The sequence below is a fragment of the Rhizobacter sp. genome (assembly GCA_019635355.1).
Taxonomy (GTDB): domain Bacteria; phylum Pseudomonadota; class Gammaproteobacteria; order Burkholderiales; family Burkholderiaceae_C; genus Rhizobacter.
In genome coordinates this window covers 1,473,924-1,495,181 of the sequence record JAHBZQ010000001.1, presented here as the reverse complement: position 1 = coordinate 1,495,181, position 21,258 = coordinate 1,473,924, and the positions used below count along the sequence as shown (strand labels likewise).

Sequence of the window (21,258 nt, the reverse complement as noted above, 5' to 3'; positions counted from 1 at the left end):
CCCCCAAAGGCGGGCCTTTTTCATCGAAGCCCCACCTCCATAATCGGCCGCCAACAAGGCAGGGGGAGAGGCGATGAAGTTCATCTTCGGGGTGATCGGTGCGGTGCTCGGTTTGCTGATGGGCGAACTGATCGGCGGGCTGATCGGGCTGGGCGTCGGCATCGGGATCGCGGCGATGCTGAAGAAGAGCGATGCGTCGCCGTCGGCGAAGGGCGGCGACGTGAAGCAGCCAGTTGCTCCCAAGGCGGCCACGCCTGCCGCCGTGCCGATGGAAGCGCGCGTCGCGCGGCTGGAGCAGGAAGTCGCGTTGCTGCGGGCCGAGGTGAAGCGCTTGTCGAATGCGCCGCAGGCCGTGGCGCCGGCACCCGTGGTCGAGCCGGAGGCGGAGCCGATGGAATTCGACCTGCCGGATCTGGAGCCCGTGGCGCCTGCGCCGGCCCCGGTCCCCGCGCCGTTTGTGCTGCCGCCGGTCCCAGTGGCGGCTGCCGCGCCCATTGCCGAGGCGGCACCTGCGAAGGCTTCGGTTCCCGTGCCTGCGCCTGTCCCTGTGGCGGCTTCCACGCCGGGGCCGGCACCCGCGCCCGCACCGCGGCCCGCTCCGGCCCCGCGCCCTGCGCCGCAGCCCACGCTGCAAGAGCGCATGCCGTCGTGGCTGAGCAAGCTCGTCTTCGGCGGCAACACCATCGTCAAGGTTGGTGTGCTCATCCTCTTCCTCGGCCTCGCGTTCCTGCTGCGCTACGCGGCCGAGCGTGTCACCGTGCCGGTGGAGCTGCGTTATGCCGGCGTGGCGCTGCTGGGCGGCGTGCTGTTGGTGCTGGGCTGGCGCCTGCGCGAGCGCAAGGATGGCTACGGTCTGATCCTGCAAGGCGCGGGCATCGGCGTCTTCTACCTCACGACGCTCGCGGCCTTGAAGATCAGCCAGCTGCTGCCGCCCGAGCTGGCATTCGGCTTCCTCTTCGCCGTGACGCTGCTGAGCGCCGTGCTCGCGATGGCGCAGAACGCGCCCTGGCTCGCCTACGTGGCGGCGGCCGAAGGTTTCGCGGCGCCCGTGCTGGTGTCGACGGGCAGCGGCAATCACATCGCGCTCTTCAGCTACCTCGCCATCCTCGACGTCGGCATCTTCCTGATGGCGTGGTTTCGCGCGTGGCGGCCGCTCAACCTGATCGGTGCGGTGGGCACCTTCACGCTGGCCGGCGCCTGGGCGCACAAGCACTACACCGATGCGCTCTACCCGAGCGTGCAGGGCTTCCTGCTGTTCTTCTTCGTGCTCTTCACGCTGGTGGGCGTGCTCTTCGCCCGCCGCGCGCTGGCCCTCGGCAGCGAGCCCGACCCGCGTGACCCGCTCGGCCAACGTGCGGCGCAGACGCTGGCGCAAGTGGGCCGCGTCGACAGCACGCTCGCCTTCGGCGTGCCGCTCGCGAGCTTCGGCCTGCAGTACCTGCTGGTGCGCGGGTGGGAGTTCGGCCCCGCGTGGGCCGCGCTCGGCTTCTCGCTCTTCTACCTGCTGCTGGGCGGTGGGCTGCTGCGCGGAGGCAATGTGCGCTACGCGTTGCTCGGCGAGGCCTACGTGATCGTGAGCGTCATCTTCGGCACGCTGGCCGTTCCGCTCGCACTCGAAGGCGAGTGGACTGGGGCCACCTGGGCCGTGGAAGCGGCGGGCATGTACTGGCTCGGCGTGCGCCAGGCGCGCCGCTATGCGCGGGCCTTCGCCCTCGTGGTGCTCGCGGCGGCCACGGTGCGGCTGGTGAGCGCGCTCGGCTTCGACTTCACGCCCGGCACGCCGCTCTTCACCGGCTCGGTGCTGGGCGTGCTGCTGCTCGCGGCGAGTGCCGGCGTGATGTTCGTCTTGGGCCGCCGCGCCGGGGTCGATCGACAAGGCGACTGGGAAGCAGCCGGTGTGATCGGCCAGTTGTGGATCGGCCTGGGCGCGCTGGCGCTGTCGGCCTGGCTGCTGCTCGTGCCGCAATGGGCCTGTGTCGCCACTTCGGTGCTGGCCTTCGCCTGCGCCTGGGTGCAATCGCGCAAGCCGCTGCCGGCGCTGCAATGGGCCAGCGCCGTGCTGCATTCGGTGGCGCTGGCGGGTTTTGCCACCACGCTGCATGCGGTGCACGGCGAGGCCATGCTCAGCAACGGCTGGCAAGGCCTCGTCGCCGCGTGCGTGATCGGCGTGAGCCTGCTGGCCAGCACCTGGCTGCCCCTGAGCGCCGCCTTGCGCGAGGCCGAGGCCCGGCAGACCACGCCGCAGTGGTCGGTGGGCAGCAGCCTGGGCTTGCTGGCGGGCATTGCGGTGCTCGCGGGCAGCCTGCTCTTCGTGATGCCGGCCGACATCGCGGCGCGGGTGTGGCCGTGGCTCGGCGTGCTGGCGCTGTGGCTGGGCACGCGCCTGCACCACCCGGCGCTGGCCATCGCGTGGATGGCGCTGCAGCTGGCAGCGGCGGTGGCGTTCGGCGTCTATGGGCCGGAGCTGTGGGCGAGCCAGAGCGCGGCCCTCACGCTGTGGACGCCGCTCGGCCTTTCGCTCGCGGGTTTCATCTCGGGCGATGCCTTGCAGCGCTCGGCCCGGCAGCCGCGTGCTGCGGCGTGGCAGCGCGCCGTGGCGCTGCAATGGGGCGTGGTGGTGTGGGGCCTCGTCTGGTGGCTGGAGGCACTGCTGCCTGACATCTATCGCCACCTGCAGCAGACACAGAAGGCGTGGGTGCTCATGTGGCCGGCGGTGCTCGCCGGCTGGGTGCTGGTGACCTCGGTGCTGGTGACCGCCGTGGCGCGCTGGCGCGACTGGCGTGTGCTCGGCCAGGCGGCCTGGGCCACGGTGCCGGGCTGGGCGATCACCGCGGCGCTGGGGGTCGGCGTGATCGGCTTTGCGCCGCACGAGCACCTGGGTTGGCTGGTGTGGCCGCTGGCGCTGCTGTGGCATGGCGTGCTGCTGCGGGCGCTGGCACGCTGGCGGTCGAACGACGCACTGGCGCCGCTGCACGTCGGCGGCTTCTGGCTCTTCCTGTTGCTGGCGGCGCGCGAGGCGCAGTGGCTCACCGCGGGACTGGGCGACGCCGGTTCCGCCTGGCCGCTGCTGGGTTGGGTGCTGGTGCCGGCGATCGTGCTGTCGGCGATCACACGGCCGGCGGTGCTGCAGCGATGGCCGTTCGCGAGCTTCCGCGTGCCCTACCTCCTGGTGGCCTGCGTGCCAGTGGCCGTCTACCTGCTGCTGTGGCTGTGGGCGAGCAACACGCAGTCGGGCGAGGCGGCACCGCTGCCGTATGTGCCGCTGCTCAACCCGCTGGAGGTCGGGCACGGGCTGGTGCTGCTGGCGCTCTTCCTCTGGCACCGCGCCTTGCCGGCCGCAATGCAGGTGCCCCGGAAGGCGCTGCTCGCCGGCCTGGGTGCCACCGCCTTCGCGCTCTACACCGGCATGGTGCTGCGCACCTGCCACCACTGGGCCGGCGTGCCGTGGGAGAGCGGGGCGCTGATGGCGTCAACGCTCACGCAAGCGGCGCTGTCGGTGGCCTGGGCCATCGTGGGCGTGGCGTTGATGATGCTGGGCCACAAGCGCGTCGAGCGCATGGTGTGGGTCGTGGGTGCGGCGCTGCTGGGCGTGGTGGTGCTCAAGCTCTTCTTCGTGGAGCTGGCCGACAGCGGCGGCCTGTACCGCATCGTGTCGTTCATCGTCGTCGGGTTGCTGCTGCTGCTCGTGGGCTACTTCGCCCCGGTGCCGCCCAGCCGGAAGGAGGGCGCCCATGCGGCGTGAACTCATCGTGGCCTTGCTGGCCTGCGCACTGCCCGCCTCGGCCGGTGAAGCGCCGCTCACCCTGCAAGGCCAGGCCGCCTACTACGGCGTGACGCTGCCGCTGTCGGTGCTGGCGCAAACGCGCCAGGCCGACCTGGGCGACATCCGCGTGCTCAATGCGCGTGGCGAGCCGGTGCCGCATGCGTGGGTCGACGGCACGCCGCCCACCGCCGAAGAGCAGCTGCACGCGGTGCCGTTCTTCCAGGCGCCGGCGGCGGCCTCGGCCACCACCGCGTCGCAGCAGGGTGGCTGGATCGTCGACCTGCGCCAGGTGACGGGCGCGATGCTCGAGCTGCGGCTGAGCGTGGCGCCCGGCACGCATGGCGTTTATGGCTTTGCCGTCGAGGCGAGCGACGACCTGCAACGCTGGCGCATGCTCGAACGCGCCGCGCAGCTGCTCTCGCTGCAACACCAGGGCCAGCGCCTGGAGCACACGAGCTTCGATCTCGCCGGCGTGCACGCGCGCTACCTGCGCCTTCGCCCGCAGGCGGGCAGCCCCGTGCCACCGCTGAGCGGGGCGCAGGTGCGCAGCGTCACCTACGACCAGCCGGTGCCGCCGCTGCAATGGAGCGAGCCGATCGCTCCGACGCAATGCACCGCGCAGTACTGCGACTACGCCGTGCCGCGCCACCTGCCGCTGGAGCGGCTGGAGTGGCAACTGCCGGCTGCCAACACGCTGGCGCCGGTCGACCTGCTGGTGCAGTACGAGCAAGCAGAGTCGTCGCCGCCGCATCCGCGCCGCCACCGCTTGCGCGACCAGCTGCGCGGCATGCGCCACAAGGATGCGCCGGCCGCCGCTTCAGCGCCGACCTGGAGCCCACTGCTGCGCACCACCGCGTATTGGCTGCGCCTGCCGGAGGGTGAGCTGCGTTCGCCGGTGCTGCGGCTCGATGCCGGCGCGGTGACGCAACTGCGCGTGCAGCCGGTGGGTGGCATGGTGCAGCTCGGCGCGCAGCCGCCGACCGTTCGCATCGGCGCACAAGCGGCGCGCCTGGTGTTCCTCGCCCGCGAGCCCGCGCCGTACCGCCTGGCCTGGGGTGGCGAAGCGGCCCCGGCCACCTCGCTCGCCCAGCTGATGCCCACGCGCAAGGCCCACGATCCGCTGCCGGTCGACACGGCGACGGTGGTGATGGCGGCAGCGCCTGCACCCGCGCCGGCGCCCGCAGCCAGCGCCGCCTCGGTGGCGCCCCCGCCGACGCGCAAGCTGTGGCTGTGGGGTGTGCTGCTCGCGGCCCTGTCGGTGATGGGCCTGATGGCCTGGCAACTGCTGCGCCCGGCGAAGAAGGGTTGACGCTTCCTGGCATGGGGTGCGTGGCAGACTCGCCCCATGTCCATTGCCGTCCCTCGCGTGCTGGCCGTCATCCCGCCGATGACGCAGCTCAACACGCCGTATCCCTCCACCGCCTACCTCACCGGCTTTCTTCGTTCACGTGGTGTCGAGGCCGTGCAGGAAGACCTCGCCCTGGCGCTCGTGCTCAGGCTTCTCTCGGCTGACGGGCTGGTGCAGGTCCGCGCCGAGATCGAGGCCCTGCCGGCCTCGAAGCGCTCGCGGCAGGTCCGCGGCTTCATCGAGCAGTTCGACCGCTACCGCAGCACCATCGGCCCGACCATCGCCTTCCTGCAAGGCCGCGACCCGACGCTCGGCCACCGCATCGCGAGCCGCGGCTACCTGCCCGAAGGCACCCGCTTCGAGTCGCTCGACGTCTACGTCGATGACGAGGGCGGCGACCCGCTCGCCTGGGCCTTCGGCGCACTCGGCCTGCAAGACCGCGCGCGGCACATCGCCACGCTCTACCTCAACGACCTGGCCGACGTGCTGCGCGACGCGATCGACCCGCGTTTCGAGTTCGTGCGCTACGCCGAGTCGCTCGCGCAGAGCCAGCCGAGCTTCGACCCGCTGGCCGAGGCGCTGGCCCAGCCGCTCAACCTCGTCGACAGAACGCTGGTCGAGCTGACGCTCGCCGCCGTCGCCCGCCACCAGCCGAATGTGGTGCTGCTGTCGGTGCCGTTCCCCGGCTCGGTGTATGCGGCGTTCCGCATCGCGCAGGCGGTGAAGGCGCAGCACCCGGGCATCGTCACCGTGCTCGGCGGCGGCTTCGTCAACACCGAGCTGCGCGAGCTGAGCGAGCCGCGCGTGTTCGACCATTTCGACTACCTCACGCTCGACGCCGGCGAGCGGCCGCTGCTCGCGCTGCTGGAGCACCTGCAGGGCAAACGCTCGCAGCAGCGGCTGGTGCGCACCTTCCTGCGCGAAGAGGGCGCGGTGCGCTACGTCAACATGATGGAGCCCGACATCGCCTTCGCCGAAGTCGGCACGCCCACGTGGGATGGGTTGCCGCTGCAAAGCTACCTCTCGCTGCTCGACATGCTCAACCCGATGAACCGGCTGTGGAGCGACGGGCGCTGGAACAAGCTCACCGTCGCCCACGGCTGCTACTGGAAGAAGTGCAGCTTCTGTGACGTGAGCCTCGACTACATCTCGCGCTACGAGGGCGCGTCGGCCGCCACGCTCGTCGACCGCATCGAGGCCATCGTGAAGGAGACCGGCCAGACCGGCTTCCACTTCGTCGACGAGGCCGCGCCACCCAAGGCGCTCAAGGCGCTGTCGGCCGAGCTCATCGCACGCCAGATGTCCGTCTCGTGGTGGGGCAACATCCGCTTCGAAAAATCGTTCAGCCCCGAGCTGTGCCAGCAGATGGCCGACAGCGGCTGCATCGCCATCTCGGGCGGTCTGGAGGTGGCCTCCGACCGGCTGCTGAAGCTCATGAAGAAAGGCGTGTCGGTCGAGCAGGTGGCGCGCGTCACCAAGGCGTTCACCGACGCCGGCATCCTCGTGCATGCCTACCTGATGTATGGCTTCCCGACGCAGACGGTGCAAGACACGGTCGACGCGCTCGAATACGTGCGCCAGCTGTTCGAGCAGGGCTGCATCCAGTCGGGCTTCTTCCACCGCTTTGCGTGCACGGTGCATTCACCCGTCGGCCAGCACCCCGAGGAGTACGGCGTGACGCTGGTGCCGCTGCCGCCCGTGAGCTTCGCGAAGAACGACATCGGCTTCATCGACCCCACCGGCACCGACCACGATGCGCTCGGCGTGGGGCTCAAGAAAGCGCTCTACAACTTCATGCACGGCATCGGGCTCGACGAAGACGTGCGCCGCTGGTTCGACTTCCACGTGCCCAAGCCCAAGGTGCCGCGGCACTTCATCGCCCGGGCGCTGGCCACGGCCTAAGCCTTGCGTTTGGGCGCAGCCTCGATGCCGTGGGTGGCGAAGGCCATCGCGGCCTCGGCCGCGTAGCCGGCCGGCATCACCTTCGCGGCGGCGCTCGACAGCTGGAAGGCGCCTTCCATCAGCGCTAGCAGGCCCGCGGCGAGGGTAGGGGCCGAATCGGTGGCGCGGCGTTTGTCGGCGAGGCAGTCCGTCAGCAGCTGCGTGAGCAGCGCGAGTTCCTGCGCAACAGCCTGTTCGTAGAGCACGCGCACCTCCGGCTGTCGCACGGCCTCGGCGCCGATCATCACCCAGGCCGCCACCATGTCGGGCGCCGCCCCAGTGCCCAGGCCGAGCCGGGCGTGCACGTAGGCCTGCAGCCGCTCCATCGGCGAGGCCGAGTCCACCGATTGGCCCTCGAAGCGCGTGCGCGCGAACTCGACGATCGCCCCCACCAGCGAGACCAGGATCTCCTGCTTGCTCTTGAAGTGGTAGTGGATGAGCCCCGGCGTCAGCCCAGCTTCGCGCGCAATGGCCTGGATGGTGGCCTTCTCGTAGCCGTGGCGCGCCATCACCGGCAGCATGGCCGCCACGATCGCGGCGCGGCGGCTCTCGGTGTTGGTGGTGCTGGGGGTGCGAGGCATGGCGTGAACTATTTTTGGCTGATCGACCAAATTATCGTTGCAATCGATGGGTGAGGTGGCTACAGTCCGGATAAATTGGTTGCACAACCAATTATTGAGACCCAGGGGAGGTGCCTCATGGACAAGACCTATTCTTTCGAAAGCAGCGACTCATTGGCCCAGTTCTCGGCCTGGCTTTGGCACGTCTACCTGACGTTCTTCGGCATCCTGGCGGCCTTCGGCCTGAGCGGCTGGAGGGTTGGTGTGGCCTGCCTGATGCTGTGCGTCGTGCACGTGGCGGGGCTCAGGGCGTCGATCACGGTGAAGCCGGCCGAAGTCGTCATCGTGAAGAAGTGGCTGTTCATCCCCTACAAGGTCCACCGTGCGCAGGCGATCACCGACATCTGGTACGGCGGCGACTGGGGCCTGGAAGAAGGCGCCATCTGCCTGGTCGTCAAGCTGGGTGATGAAGAAGTGACCATCGGGACCAGCAGGAACATGAGCGATCTCTACGCCGACCTTTCGCCGCACATCACCTCGAAGCAGGCGATGGGAGCCGCCGCATGACGATGCTGTCGAGCTGGCAACACGCCTGGTCGCTGGCCGGCCTGGCTGAGCCACCGCGCAACACCTTCGAGTCGCTGTGCCGCGCCTATGCCGAGCCGCAGCGCCACTACCACACGCTGCAGCACCTGCGCGAGTGCCTCGCCCAGGCCGGTGAGATCGAGCGCCTGGCCGAGCACCCGGGCGAGGTGCTCATCGCGTTGTGGTTCCACGATGCCGTGTACGACACCCACGCCCGCGGCAACGAGGCCGCCAGCGCCGACTGGGCGCGCGACACCGTGGCCGCCGCGGGCAACCGCGAGGCGGCCGACCGGGTGCATGCGCTCGTGATGGCGACCGAGCACCACGCGGTGACCGCCACCTGCGACGCTCGCGTGATGGTCGACGTGGACCTGTCCATCCTCGGCGCCGAGCCGGCCCGCTTCGACGAATACGAGCGCCAGGTGCGCGACGAATACCGCCACGTGCCGGAGCTGCTCTTCCGCACCAAGCGGCGCTCGGTGTTGCGGGGCTTTCTCGCGCGGCCGCGCCTCTACAACACCGAGGCCTACGCCGACCGCCTCGAAGCACCGGCCCGTGCGAACCTGCGCCGCTCCATCGACCGGCTCTGAGCCGGCGCGCACGATTCCTCAATATCGAGTACGCGGACGCGGCGCAATCTGTCTCTAATGGGCGCTGCCGATCACAACGCAGAGGGTGCCGACATGGCCGAGACCACCGACGAATTCCGGCGCGAGCTGGTGAAGCTGGGTTTTCTTTCCTACAACGAGCAGGACACGCTCTTCAGCATCGCCAAGCGCTGCGCCAAGATCTCGGGCCTGCCGCTGGGCATCGCGATCGGCGCGGCCAGCGCGCAAGGCGGCACCGTCGTCGTGCCGGGCATCGGGACCATCTCGGCCGGGCTGGCCGGCTTCCTGGCGGGGCTGACCACCGGCACGGCCATGTGCACGGCGGCCAACCTGACCTACCGGAAAGAGATCCAGGGCCTTCTGGAATAGGGCCTCACGGCCCCGGGCTCACACGCAGCTGCGTGCGACCAGCTGGCCCTTGAGGTAGGCGCGCCGCACGGTGCCGGCCGCGATGGCCGCGGCCACGTCCTTCGAGTAGCGCTCGGCGCCGCTCAGCTTGCGCACCCATTTGCGATAGGGCACCACACCTTCTGCGGCGCTGCGCACGGTGCCGACGGCCTCGTTGGTGGCGAGCGTCACGCCGCGCTCGATGAGGCTCGGGTTGGTGGCGGTGGGCGGGGTGTCGAGGTCGGCGCCTAGCAGCTCATCGAGCGCCTTGATCTCGGCCGCGAGCGCGGTGCAGCTCGCGTCGAGCGGCGGGGCGTAGGGCCGCGCGGCCACGGCCACGAGCAGTGGCGGGATGGGCGCTTGCACGAGGTTGAGGTCGTTGAGCGGCGTGATGGCCGCGTCGGTCACCGGCTTGGTGTCGAGCTGGGCGCAGGCGCCGAGCAGGAGCGTGAAGCCAAGGGCCAGGGCGAGGGTGGGGTGTCGGGTGTTCATGCGGCGCAGGGTAGCAGCGCGGCGCGGGCGCGGCGAGCGTCGAAACCCGGAGGCCGCCGATCGGCTTGCAGGTCAGACGGCGAGCAGGGCCACCTGGTCGCGCCCCGCTGCCTTGGCGCCGTAGAGCTGCTCGTCGGCGTGGGCGTACAGCTCTTCGCGCGAGAGCGGCGAGCCCAGCGGCTGCCCCCACCAGGCCACGCCGAAGCTCGCGGTGACGATGCCCGTCGGGCTGCCCGGGTGCTTGATGTGCAGCTGGCGGATCGACTGGCGCAGGCGTTCGACGAACTGCTGCGCCGCCTCGGGCGTCTTGGCGGTGAAGAGCAGCCCGAATTCCTCGCCCCCCAGCCGGAACAGCAGGTCGCCCGAGCGGCGCAGCTCGGCGCGCACGGCGCCCGAGACGGCGCGCAGCACCTGGTCGCCCGCGCTGTGGCCGAGCAGGTCGTTGAAGCTCTTGAAGTGGTCGAGGTCGAACATGCAGAACGCGAGCGGCTCGTGGCGCGGCTGGTGCTCGAGCAGCTGCGCGCAGAAGTCGTTGAAGTGGCGGCGGTTGAAGGCGCCGGTCAGCTCGTCGGTGATCGAGAGTTCCTGCAGGCGGCGGTTGGCCGCGTCGAGCGCCTGGGTGCGCTCCTTCACCTGCGCCTCAAGCTTGCCGGCCAACGCCTGCTGGGCCTGCCGGGCGCGGCGCTCGGCGGCCACCTTCTCGATGCGCAGCGTGTTGAGCATGTCGGCCAGACCGAGTGCGAGCAGCAGCACCTCGAAGGTCGAGCCGATCTGGATGCCCCAGGTGGTGAACCAGTTGACGGGCGCCAGCGTCGCGATCTGCGCGATGTAGGCCGCGGCGCCCAGGCACAGCAGGGTGAAGGCGATCACGAAGAAGCGCGCCGCGCGGTGGCCCTTGAGCGCCAGCCGTGCGGCGATCACGAGCGTGAGGATGCCCAGCGGCAGCCCCGTCGCCCAGCCGACCATCACGCCGAGCGCGTAGTGGCCGGTGAGGGCCAGCAGCGCATCGCCCACGTTGAGCGCCACCAGCACCTGCACCGCGATGATCCACGGCCGGCCCAGGTGTTCGCGCAGGCGCAGGTACGAGATGGCGAAGAGGCCCACCGCGGCAAACACCGCCCCGGTGGCGACGGTGAGGAAGTCGTTGTTGAACGCCGGCGCATCGGGCCACAGGTGCTGCCAGGCGTAGCCGCGCGAGGTGAGGTTCCACAGCAGGAACCAGCCCACGTAGTGCGCGTAGTGGCCGAAGGCACGCTGCTTGGTCGCGATGAAGAGCAGCAGGTTGTAGAGGCCGAGCGCCAGCACCCCGCCGTGGAAGAGCATGAGGATCTTGTCTTCGCGGTCCATCGCCGCTTCGAAGCCGGCGCGGCTGTGCAGTGTGACCGGCAGCGCCTCGAAGAGGCCGTCGTGGGTGGACAGGCGCACCCACACCTCGACCGTCTCGCGCGGTGCCAGGTGCAGGGGCAGGGCGATGTTGCGGTGAGGCAGCGGCTGCTGCGCGAAGGGCAGGCGGTCGCCGCCGTGCACCGTCTCGACCCGGCTGCCGCCGAGGCGCAGCACATGCCACTGCGCATGGTCGTGGCGTGGCTGGCCGAGGTCGATCACGGCGTCGGCGGGCTGGTCGGCGGTGTTGGCGATCTTCCAGCGCACCCAGAAGGCCGAGGGGCTGTAGCCGAAGCCGAGCGCGTTGCCGCGGCCGTATTGCCAACCGCTGGCGGCGCGGGCGCCGGCGAGGTCGAGGCGGGCGCTCTTGTCTTCCAGCCACTCGGCCTGGGGCACGATGCCGAGCGCCGGGGCGTTGGGCTGCCAGGCCACGGGTTCGGCCGCCTGGGCCGAGGCGAGCGCCATGAGCCCCGCCAGGCCGACGGCGAAGTGCACGACGGCCCGACGCCAAACCCCAAGCCCAGGCACGCGTGCAGACATGACGGCATATCGACCTGCGCCCGCCCGCAGTTGAGCGCCCGCGCGTGCGCCGCGGGCAGGGCTGTGCGGTTCACCACGCGGGTATTGTTTTTGCACGACAGCCCCGGGTTACGGTGGCCCTGCCGCGCTGCACCAATCTAAGAGAATCGCCCATCCATGTTGAAGAGGCTGCTCTCCGCTTACTCCGCCCTCGAAGGCCGCTACGACGAGCTGCTGGCCTCCTCGGGTGACCCGCGTCCGCACTGGGACGCCTTCCTGCACGCCCTGGCCGAGCGAGAAGGCGCGGGCGTGAGCGACACGCTGGCGCTGATGGAGCGGCAGGTGCGCGAGAACGGCATCACTTACAACGTCTACGCCGACCCGAAGGGCGCCGATCGGCCGTGGGAAGTCGACCCGCTGCCGCTGCTGCTCTCGCCACGCGAGTGGGACGAGATCGAAGCCGGCATCGCGCAGCGCGCCGAGCTGCTCAACCGCGTGCTGGCCGACGTGTACGGCGAGCAGTCGCTGCTCAGGAGCGGTGCGATCCCGCCCTCGGTGGTGTTTGGGCATGGCGGTTACCTGCACCAGGTGCAGGGCATCCGCCCGCCGGGTGGCGTGCACCTCTTCCACTACGCCGCCGACCTCGCGCGCTCGCCCGATGGGCGCTGGTGGGTGGTGAGCGACCGCACGCAGGCGCCCTCGGGCGTGGGCTATGCGCTCGAAAACCGGCTGGTGGTGTCGCGCGTGTTCCCGCAGCTCTTTCGCGACCTGCACGTGCAGCACCTGGCCTCCTTCTTCTCGCACATGCGCGAGTCGCTGCTGCGCTGGGCACCGAAAGGCGACGGCCCGCCGCTGATCGCGCTGCTCACGCCGGGCCCGTACAACGAGACCTACTTCGAGCACGCGCTGCTCGCGCGCTACCTCGGCTTTGCGCTGGTGGAGGGCACCGACCTCACCGTGCGCGACGGCCGTGTGTGGATGAAGACGGTCGAAGGCCTCAAGCGCGTGCACGCCATCCTGCGCCGCCAGGACGACGACTACTGCGACCCGCTGGAGCTGCGCTCCGACTCCGCCCTCGGCGTGGCAGGTCTTACCGACTGCGCGCGCCGCGGCACGGTGCTCGTGGCGAATGCGCTCGGCTCAGGCGTGCTGGAGTCCGGCGCCTTGCTCGGCTACCTGCCCAAGCTCAGCGAGCAACTGCTCGGCGAAGCGCTGAAGCTGCCGTCGGTCGCCACCTGGTGGCTGGGCGAGCCGGCCGCGTTCGAAGACGCCTGGAAGCGGCTCGACCACATCCTCATCAAGCCGCTGGAGCGTTCGGCGAAAGAGCCGGCGGTGTTCGGCGCCGACCTCTCGGCCGACGAACGCACCGTGCTCAAGGCGCGCGTGGCCGCGCGGCCCCAGCGCTACGTGGCGCAGGAGTGGGTGCATGTATCGCAGGCGCCGGTGCTCGAGCGCGGGGCCGCGCAGCAGGGCGACCACCTGAGTGCCCGCACCGTGGGCCTGCGCGTGTTTGCCGTTGCCACCCCGCAGGGTTATCGCGTGATGCCGGGTGGGCTCACGCGCGTGGCGAGCGACCGCAACTCGCGCGTGATCGCGATGCAGCGCGGCGGCGGCTCGAAAGACACCTGGGTGTTGTCCGACGGGCCGGTGAATGCGGCGTTCTCGCTGCTCTCCAGCACGGTCACGCCGCAAGACCTCGTCACCTCGCGCGGCAACGTGCCCTCGCGCACCGCGGAAAACCTGTTCTGGTTCGGCCGCTACGGCGAGCGCTGCGACACCGCCGCGCGCCTCTTGCGCGTGGCGATCACGGCGGTGCTCGGGGCGACCGATGCCAACGCCGACGGTCGCTCCGACGGTTTGGTGCCGGTGCTCGCACTGGCGCAGCGCGCCGGCCTCATCGACGCCACCGACAACCCCGGCACCGAGCTGCTGCGCGCGGCCACGCACCCCGACGAGGGTTTGAGCCAGCGCCTCAGGCAGCTCTCGCGCGTGGCCTTCAACCTGCGCGACCGCATGTCGGCCGACAACTGGCGCACGCTGAACCGGCTGATCGGCGACCCGGTGTTCCAGCGCGGCAGCTCGTTGCCGCTTGCGCTTGCCTGGCTCGACCGGGCGGTGACGACGATGATGACCTTGTCGGGCTACGTGCTCGACGGCATGACACGCGGCACCGGCTGGCGCTTCCTGTCGATCGGGCGGCGCATCGAGCGCCTGTCAAACCTGTGCACAACGCTGCAGGTGGCCACGCACGAAGGCCGCGCCGACGGGCTCGACTGGCTGCTCGAGCTGGCCGACTCCACCGTCACCTACCGCTCGCGCTACCTCGTGGCACCCGAGTGGCTGCCGGTGCTCGACCTGCTGGTGCGCGACGACACCAACCCGCGCTCGGTGGCCTTCCAGGTGAAGGGGCTGGTGGAATACGTCGACAAGCTGGAGCGTGCGCACGGCCGCTTCGCGGGCGACGTGCTGGCGCCTGTGCAGGCCGCGCTGCAGGCGTTGCAGCCGGCTGATCTTCACCCCGAGAGCGAGGTGCTGGCGTCGGCGCTCGAGCAGATCCAGCGTGCGGCGCACACGGTGTCGGACGAGCTCACGCTGAAGTTCTTCTCGCATGCGGCGTCACGCAGCGTGCTGTCACTGGTGGCCTGAGGCATGACGACCGCGGAGCGATATACCGTGGAACACGAGACGCGCTACGTGTATGCGGCGCCGGTTTCGCAGTCCTGGCAACTCGCCCGCCTCACACCGCGCACGCTGCCCTGGCAGAAGCTGCTCGCCTGTGCCATTCAGATCGACCCACCGCCCGACGAGCGCCACGAAGCGCCCGACAGCTTCGGCAACAGCGTCACCCATTTCGGCCTGCACGGCGCGCACCGCATGCTGCGTGTGCGCATGCACTGCAGCGTGGAGGTGGGCGAACGGCCGGTGGCCGACGCCACACCGTTCGCCGCGTGGGAAAGCGTGCGTGACCAGGTGCGCGAGCAGCCGCAGCTCGACGGGCTGATCCCGGCGCGCATGGCCGAACCGACCTCGCTCGTGCCGCTGTCCGAAGGCGCGCGCATGTACGCGCTGGAGTCGCTCACGCCCGGTCGCGACTGGCTCGAGGCGGTGACCGACCTGATGCAGCGCATCCACGCCCACTTCGAGTTCGACCCCGGTGCCACCACGGTCAGCACCTCTGTCGATGAAGTGCTCTACCAGCGCCGCGGCGTGTGCCAGGACTTCGCGCACCTGATGCTCGCCTGCCTGCGCGGGCACGGCTTGCCGGCGCGCTACGTGTCGGGCTACCTGCTGACCAACCCGCCCGAGGGGCAGCCGCGCCTGATGGGCGTGGACGCGTCGCATGCCTGGGTGGCCGCCTATTCGCCGGCGACCGGCTGGGTGGAGTTCGACCCCACGAACAACCAGCTCGCCGACCGGCGCTACATCACGCTCGCGTGGGGCGCCGACTTCGCCGACGTGGTGCCGCTGCGCGGCGTGATCCTCGGTGGCGGCGCGCAGGAGATGGATGTCTCGGTGAGCGTCATCCCGGTTTGATCAGGCGCGAGCGGGCCGAGCGCCGGGCCGCTCCCAAGCCGGCCCGCATCCCCTTGGGGGATCGGTCGACGTACCCGGCGACCGAGGGGCCGTCATCTCCCCCTGAAAGCAGGCCCTCCAGCTACGGGATTCTTCTGAGGGGCGCGCTTCACTATCGTTGCAGCCATAGGTGGGATGTATTCGCGAACCCGGCTTGCGCACACTGCGGCCCAAGCAAAACAGAGGGAGCGAACATGACGACGGCGAGTGCTTGGATGAAGACGAGCGACGTGAGGTACGAGGTGCGGCGCACCGGGACTGGCGAATGGACCGGCGTCAGCTGGACCGATTCGAGCTGGGAACTGGCGCACGGCCTGGAAGTGGTGGAAGACCTGCCGCCCGATGTGTGGCCCCCCGAATTCCCGAGCGGCCAGGTGCCGCTTTCGCCGCCACCAAAAAATTGACCGGGCGCTGCCCGGTCAATTCATCGAACGCTGAAGCGGCTCAGCGGCGGAAGCTGCCGTCGTCGCCGATGTACGAGAGATCCACGTAGTCCAGGCCCGAGTGGTCGGTCGGGGTGTACGAGAGTTCGGTGCCGCCCACGCCGCCGCCGATGTCGACCCGGTTGAAGGACTCCAGTGCCTTCTTGAACGACGCGCGGGTGATGTTGTCCTTGTCTTTCGCGGCGCGGCGCAGTGCCGTCACCAGCACCTTCGACGCGGCATAGCCTTCGATCATCGCGGGCGTGAGCTGCTTGATGCCCTTGGCCTGCGCGAGGCGGGCGGCCTCGGCAATCATCGGCGAGGCAAGACGGCGCTCGGACGGGAAGACCTGGCTCACGATCACGCCCGAGGCGTGCTCACCCAGCGCATCGATGAAGCCCTTGGCGGCGTTGTTCGACAGCGTGGCCACGGTGACCTTCGAGCCGGCCTGGCGCAGCGCCTTCACCCCGGTGGCGACCGACGCCGCGGTGCTGATCATCAGGATGCCCAGCGGCTTGGTCTCCAGCGCCTTGGCGACGCACTTGGAGTAGTCGGGCTTGAACTTGTCGAGCGCTTCGTTGAAGGCGGTTTGCTTGCCGGCGGTCTTGAAGACGTTGAGCGCGCCCTGCAGGGCATCTTGCCCGAAGGGGTCGTCGACATAGCAGATGCCCACACGCTCGAGGCCACCCATGCCGAGATGGCGGGTCACGTGCTCGGCTTCACGCTGGTAGGTGGCGCGCACGTTGAACACATACGGGTGCACCGGCTTGTGCAGGGCGATGGCACCGGTGGACGGTGCGAGCAGCACGATCTTGGCTTCGGTGAGCAGCGGCAACATGGCCTGCGCATGGGGCGTGCCGCGGTTGAGGAAGAGCGCCACGACCTTCGGGTCGGCGATCAGCTGCTTGGCGTTTTCAACGGTGTTGGCGACCTGGTTCTTGTCGTCCAGCGTCACCACTTCGATCTGCTGGCCGCCGATGCCGCCTTCGGCGTTGACATGATCGATGTAGAGCATGGCGCCCTGGTTGATCTCCTTGACCGGCCCGGCCGCCGGCCCGGTCACCCCGGTCGTCTGGCCGATGCGGATCTGTGCCGAGGCCAGGGTGCTGGCAAGCAGACCCAAGGCCAACACGGCTGCGCGCAATGCGCTTGCTTTGAAATCCATCACTGAGGACCCCTAATCTTTCAAGTTTTGGTCGTGAGACCACCCAACGAAATTTTTGATATTGCAACTCAGTTTATCCGTCGCATTCCACGAAATAGCTTGTTTACAGCGTTGTTGTTCGTGAAAGTGTCCGGTAGTGCTATTTTTCCAGCGCGGGGGCATTCGGATAGAGAGTGCTTTCCGGGGGGGTGTCATCGCTGGGGGCGATGGGCTGGGCGGGCACGACCTCCTCTTCCGCTGCAGGCTTGCGGATCATCAGCACGCAGCCGATCGACCCGAGCAGGGCGAGGGCGCTCGCGAGGAACAGCGGGTGGTAGGAGTCGAGGTGAGGCGCCGCGGTGGCCATCAGGAAGCCACCGCCGGCCTGGGCGATCGAGAAGCTGAAGGTCGCCAGGCCCCAGGCGCGGCGGTGCAGCTGCGGGCCCACGGTCTCGAGTGCGTAGGCCGAGATCAGCGCCACGATGCCGGGCGTGAAGATGCCCATCAGGAGCGACGAGACGAAGAGCGCCGGCACGCTGCTGCTCCACCAGGGCATGGCGGCGGCCAGTGACTTCAAGGCGAAGCCCGCGATCAGGCAGCGCTTGAGGCCGAACTTGTCGGCCAGGGTGCCGGTGAGCAGCGGGCCGATGGCCGCGCCCACGCCGAACATCGACCACATGAAGCCGCCCATCGCAAGCGACCGGCCTTGCTCGCGCACGATGTAGTCGACCCAGAACATGGTGTGGGCCAGGTAGCCCATCGCGTTGAGCCCGTGGGCGGCGAGGATCAGCCAGACCGTCACGCGCGCGTCGGCCGGGATCTCTTCCTTCGCCACCGGCGTGCCGTCGGCCCCGCCCGTGGGCGGCACGCTCGCCTCGGGCGGCCACTGGCGCCATGCCGAGACGGTGAGCAGCAAACACACCGCGCCCATGCCGAGCCAGGCCCCTTCGACTCCACGGAAGGCGAGGGGCCAGACCGTGTCGCCCCAGATCACGCCCACGCCGACACCGGCGATCAGCACCGGCACCAAGAGGCCCGACAGCACCGCGCCGAGGCCGATGCCCGAGAACACGATGCCGCTCGCACGGCCGCGGATGGCGGGGTCGTGCTGCGGCAGCACCACCGGCGCCGGCAGCACCATCAGGATGGCGCCGCCGAAGCCCGCTGCCGTGCGCCACAGGTAGTACCAGGCCAGCGGCGCGTCGCGGAAGGCGCAGGCGAAGAAGCTGAGCGTGCAGACGAGCATCGACCATCGGAGGAGGGTCGCCACCGCGTAGCGGCGCCCGAGCCAGTCAGACACCCACGCGCCGAGCACGTAACCCACGAGCGTGGCCACGCTCAGCTGGGAGGCTTCACCCTTGGTGAACCAGCCTGCGTCGATCAGCGCGGGCATGAGGGCGATGAACGCGAACCGGCCGATGCCGTTGCCGATCAGCGTGGCGGACAGGCCGGCCAGGCTCAGGCGGTTCAACGCGGCTTGCAGCATCGCGGCAAGCCGATCAGGAACAGGAAAGCAGGCTCAGGGTCAGGACAACGCGCCATACAGGGAAGCAAAGGCGGAGGCGTACTCCGTCGTCGGGACAGGGGCCTCGATGGGCTCTTCGTGCGGCGCGGGTGCGTGGCCGGTGATCAGCGAGATCATCTTGCTGACCGCACGGCCGGCATCGACGATCGCGGTGGAATTGACGCCCGATCGCGGCACCACGAAGGTGTAGAACTTGACGCCCTCGGTGGGAATGCCGAGCGCCCAGGCGTTCTCGAGCGTCTGGCCGCTGGCCGTGACCCAGTTGAAGTCGCGCGAGACCTCGATGCCGCCGGGGTGGAAGCCGCCGTTGTGGAAGAGGCGCACGTAGCCGGCCTTCAACAGGCCGCGCAGCAGCGGAGAGGCGTCGTCGGCCGGGCTGTGCATCGGGATGCGCGCCTTCACCAGCACGTCGACCGCCACGCTCTTGTCGGGCCACAGGCTGGAGGCGAGACGCATGCGCTCGCCCGGCTTCGACGGCTTGCAGGCGGCACCCGGGCCGTAGCTCATCTCCAGCACGCCGGCTTCGACGAGCGCCAGCATCTCGGCGATGCGCGACGACGGCGGGCCCACCGCGATGCGGTTCATGATGGGGTTGAACTCCGACAGCAGCCAGCGGTGCGAGGCCTCGGTGAGGCCGCCGTGGTCGATGGCGGCGCGCAGGTTGTCGCGCAGGTCGCGCACCACGTCGCAGGCGGCCTTGAGCGGGCCTTGCACGTTGCCCTTGTAGGCCTCGCGCAGGTCTTGCCGCAGGTGGTCCATCAGCCACTCGTGGAAGTCTTCCGGGGTGGCGAGCGCGTCGTCGGTGATCGGGTTCACCAGCTTGTCCCAGGAGAAACGGTCGGCTTCGGGGACGTACTGGCAGATCAGCGCCTCGCGCCCGGCCACGTCTGCGCACAGGAACTGGTTGCAGAAGAGCATCGAGGTCACCGGGTCGCGGCGCTCGCGCAGGTAGGCCTCGTAATAGGCGAACTGCATGTCGGCCAGCAGCAGCGGGAAGACGTCGGTGACGAAGTCGAGCTTGCGGCCGGCACGCATCGCGCGCACCTTGTCGGCTTGCAGGAAGCGCGCCTTGTATTGCACCGACACACCCTTCTGGTTGATGGCGCGCGCAGTGAGCGGCAGGCCGGAGCGCGAGTACGTGACCAGCCGGGGCTCCTGGCCCGAAGGCAGGTAGCGCATGCGGCCGTCTTCGTCTTGGACGAATCGGCCACCGCGGCCGGTGGTGAGCGCGCCCAGCACGTCGAACATGGTCAGGCCCATGCCCTCGATGGCCACCGTCATGTCGGCCGTGATGGCCGCCGTGGTGGTTTTGATCGGGTATGGGTCGTCAATTACCAGCGTGGTTCCGGGTTGGTGCTTGTTGCCAGTTGCCGGTTTTCCAGCGGGTTTGGTATGCCCGGTGGTGAGAAACAGGTAGTTGACGCAGAAAGAGCCGCTCTTGGTGGAAAGCACCCAGGAATCTTCCGCCAAACGGTCGGTGCTCAGGATGGATTCCTGCACGAAGTTTATCTGGACATGCGAGGGCGCCAAGGCCGCCAGATAGTGATAAACCCAATACAGGTATCGGCCGAAGAGCGCACGAGAATAGTATTTGTCGGGTGAAACCGGCTGGCCTGACCAGCGGCCGAGCTTGCTGCTGCGCTGCTCCTCTAGCCACTGGTAGAAGGACGGGCCTTCCAGGATCGGGCCGGCACCCACGACCGAATGGTCTGAAAACTGGGTGATCTGGCCGGCCACGGTATTCACCAGCAGGTAATCTTCCTGCTCGGGATCGTGGCAACCCACGCCGGGTGGGTGCGGGTCGAAGATGAAGATTTCAATATTGGCCGATTTTCTGACCCGCTCGTTGGCGACTATGCGCTCAAGAACCGTCAGGCCACGCGGCCCCATCCCGATGATGCCAATACGCGCTGTTGTCATGGGTTCCTTCTCTCCGGGACCGGCAATTTAACTGAGCGCCGCGACAAATTGATGGCTATTGCTGGGTTGTATCGTTTCGACAACTCTCGTGCAGCCTTTCCAGGTCAGCTCCCGACTTCTGACTTGGCTTCGACGGGGTGCGCGACCCCCTTGAATAGGGGGTGGCGTTTGGATCATGCGGGTTTTCGCTAGGCGTCTGTGTTTCTTCTTGTAAGCGGCGGGCCGGTTGACCCAGATCAAAGCAGCGATGCGATGCGCGCCGGCGCTTCCAGCGGGAGCAGATGGCCGGTGGATGGAATTTCGATGGCCTCGTCGTCGGGGCGCAGGCGGCGCCACCGGGCGAAGGCCGCCGCGGGGAAGACGGCCGATTGCGCGCCGCGCAGCACCGTGATGGGCGGCAGGTTGCGCCGAGCCAGCAGTGGCCAGACGCTCGTCGGCCGCTCGTAGAGCGTGGCCTCCCATTCCGTGCGGAAGCTCGGGCGCCATTGCTGGCCGTCGTGTTGAAGGCCGTTTTGCAGCACCAGGCGAAGCGCCGCATCGTCGAGCCGCGCATACCAGGGGCGTGCGCGGGCCTGTGCGAAGGCCTGCTCGAAGCTCGTCCAGGCGTCGGCGCGGCGGCGCGTGGCCTCGGCCATCGGGCTCTTGCGGCGAACGGCGGCCGGCGCGTGGCCCAGCACCGCCGCGAGCCACGCCGGAATGGTGGGAGGCTCGATCAGCACGAGCCGGCTGAAGCGGGTGGGCCGGGTGGCGGCGAGCATCAGGAGGGCCACCGCGCCGAGCGAGTGGCCCACGCCCACGGTGGGCGTGGCGTCGGCGTCGACGAGCGGGGCGAGGTCTTCGGCGATCTCGCCCCAGGGCCCTGATGGAGGCCGGCCGTGACGCAAGGGCAGCAGGGCCGGAGCTTCCACCTTGTATCGGTGCCTCAGCGGCGTGAGCAGCGGCTCATAGGCGCCCGGCGCGAAGCCGTTGGCGTGCGCGAAGAAGAGGCGGGGCGGGTGGCTCATGCGGCGCTCCTTGATGCAAGGAGGCTTCACTGTCGGCACTGCGGCGACTCAGTGCGATGGGCATGCGACCAGCCGCCGGCTGGC

At 69.4% G+C, this 21,258-nt stretch carries 16 protein-coding genes; 9 read left to right on the top strand and 7 right to left on the bottom strand.

Annotated elements, in window-relative coordinates:
* Positions 1 to 391 precede the first annotated feature (391 nt).
* From KF892_06660 to KF892_06650, 3 genes are read left to right on the top strand one after another with little or no spacing between them, the layout of a single operon-like run.
* Positions 392 to 3,742, top strand: coding sequence for a DUF2339 domain-containing protein (locus KF892_06660; protein ID MBX3624676.1), 3,351 nt, complete (start codon positions 392 to 394; stop codon positions 3,740 to 3,742).
* On the top strand, positions 3,732 to 5,072 hold the full coding sequence (locus tag KF892_06655) for a DUF3999 family protein (protein MBX3624675.1): 1,341 nt from the start codon (positions 3,732 to 3,734) through the stop codon (positions 5,070 to 5,072). Before KF892_06660 ends, KF892_06655 begins: the two co-directional genes overlap by 11 nt.
* 36 nt (positions 5,073 to 5,108) lie before the next feature.
* Complete coding sequence (locus KF892_06650; GenBank protein ID MBX3624674.1) at positions 5,109 to 7,013, top strand: radical SAM protein; 1,905 nt, start codon at positions 5,109 to 5,111, stop codon at positions 7,011 to 7,013.
* Here KF892_06650 and KF892_06645 read toward each other — a convergent pair.
* A complete protein-coding gene (locus tag KF892_06645; protein ID MBX3624673.1) occupies positions 7,010 to 7,633 on the bottom strand; it encodes a TetR family transcriptional regulator in 624 nt (207 codons plus the stop codon). The genes KF892_06650 and KF892_06645 overlap by 4 nt on opposite strands.
* A 117-nt stretch (positions 7,634 to 7,750) precedes the next feature.
* On the opposite strand from KF892_06645, the gene KF892_06640 reads away from it, so the two are divergent.
* The 3 genes from KF892_06640 to KF892_06630 all read left to right on the top strand — a co-directional run bounded on the left by KF892_06640 (position 7,751) and on the right by KF892_06630 (position 9,174).
* The gene (locus KF892_06640) at positions 7,751 to 8,179 is read left to right on the top strand and encodes a hypothetical protein (protein MBX3624672.1); all 429 of its coding nucleotides are present in this window, start codon (positions 7,751 to 7,753) and stop codon (positions 8,177 to 8,179) included.
* Complete coding sequence (locus KF892_06635) at positions 8,176 to 8,787, top strand: N-methyl-D-aspartate receptor NMDAR2C subunit (protein MBX3624671.1); 612 nt, start codon at positions 8,176 to 8,178, stop codon at positions 8,785 to 8,787. Before KF892_06640 ends, KF892_06635 begins: the two co-directional genes overlap by 4 nt.
* 93 nt (positions 8,788 to 8,880) lie before the next feature.
* Positions 8,881 to 9,174, top strand: coding sequence for a hypothetical protein (locus tag KF892_06630; GenBank protein MBX3624670.1), 294 nt, complete (start codon positions 8,881 to 8,883; stop codon positions 9,172 to 9,174).
* A gap of 18 nt (positions 9,175 to 9,192) precedes the next feature.
* Here KF892_06630 and KF892_06625 read toward each other — a convergent pair whose 3' ends face one another.
* Positions 9,193 to 9,684 (bottom strand): hypothetical protein, encoded by a 492-nt coding sequence (locus KF892_06625; protein ID MBX3624669.1) that lies wholly within the window; start codon positions 9,682 to 9,684, stop codon positions 9,193 to 9,195.
* A 72-nt stretch (positions 9,685 to 9,756) separates the two neighbouring features.
* Entirely contained in the window at positions 9,757 to 11,562 is a 1,806-nt protein-coding gene (locus KF892_06620) for a GGDEF domain-containing protein (protein MBX3624668.1), read from the bottom strand.
* 201 nt (positions 11,563 to 11,763) lie between these two features.
* On the opposite strand from KF892_06620, the gene KF892_06615 reads away from it, so the two are divergent.
* From KF892_06615 to KF892_06605, 3 genes are all read left to right on the top strand, one after another.
* Positions 11,764 to 14,232: a circularly permuted type 2 ATP-grasp protein gene (locus KF892_06615; protein MBX3624667.1), complete on the top strand. Its 2,469-nt coding sequence runs from the start codon at positions 11,764 to 11,766 to the stop codon at positions 14,230 to 14,232.
* Positions 14,233 to 14,235: 3 nt separating this feature from the next.
* A complete protein-coding gene (locus KF892_06610; GenBank protein MBX3624666.1) occupies positions 14,236 to 15,120 on the top strand; it encodes a transglutaminase family protein in 885 nt (294 codons plus the stop codon).
* A gap of 233 nt (positions 15,121 to 15,353) precedes the next feature.
* Entirely contained in the window at positions 15,354 to 15,563 is a 210-nt protein-coding gene (locus KF892_06605) for a hypothetical protein (GenBank protein ID MBX3624665.1), read from the top strand.
* 40 nt (positions 15,564 to 15,603) lie between these two features.
* On the opposite strand, the gene KF892_06600 is transcribed toward KF892_06605, so the two are convergent.
* The 4 genes from KF892_06600 to KF892_06585 all read right to left on the bottom strand — a co-directional run bounded on the left by KF892_06600 (position 15,604) and on the right by KF892_06585 (position 21,174).
* Positions 15,604 to 16,746, bottom strand: coding sequence for an ABC transporter substrate-binding protein (locus tag KF892_06600; protein MBX3624664.1), 1,143 nt, complete (start codon positions 16,744 to 16,746; stop codon positions 15,604 to 15,606).
* A 139-nt stretch (positions 16,747 to 16,885) separates the two neighbouring features.
* The gene (locus tag KF892_06595; GenBank protein MBX3624663.1) at positions 16,886 to 18,211 is read right to left on the bottom strand and encodes a YbfB/YjiJ family MFS transporter; all 1,326 of its coding nucleotides are present in this window, start codon (positions 18,209 to 18,211) and stop codon (positions 16,886 to 16,888) included.
* Between the two features lie 39 nt (positions 18,212 to 18,250).
* Positions 18,251 to 20,170, bottom strand: a complete 1,920-nt coding sequence (locus KF892_06590) for an FAD/NAD(P)-binding protein (protein MBX3624662.1) — start codon at positions 20,168 to 20,170, stop codon at positions 18,251 to 18,253.
* 236 nt (positions 20,171 to 20,406) lie between these two features.
* Complete coding sequence (locus KF892_06585; GenBank protein MBX3624661.1) at positions 20,407 to 21,174, bottom strand: alpha/beta hydrolase; 768 nt, start codon at positions 21,172 to 21,174, stop codon at positions 20,407 to 20,409.
* Between the last annotated feature and the right edge of the window lie 84 nt (positions 21,175 to 21,258).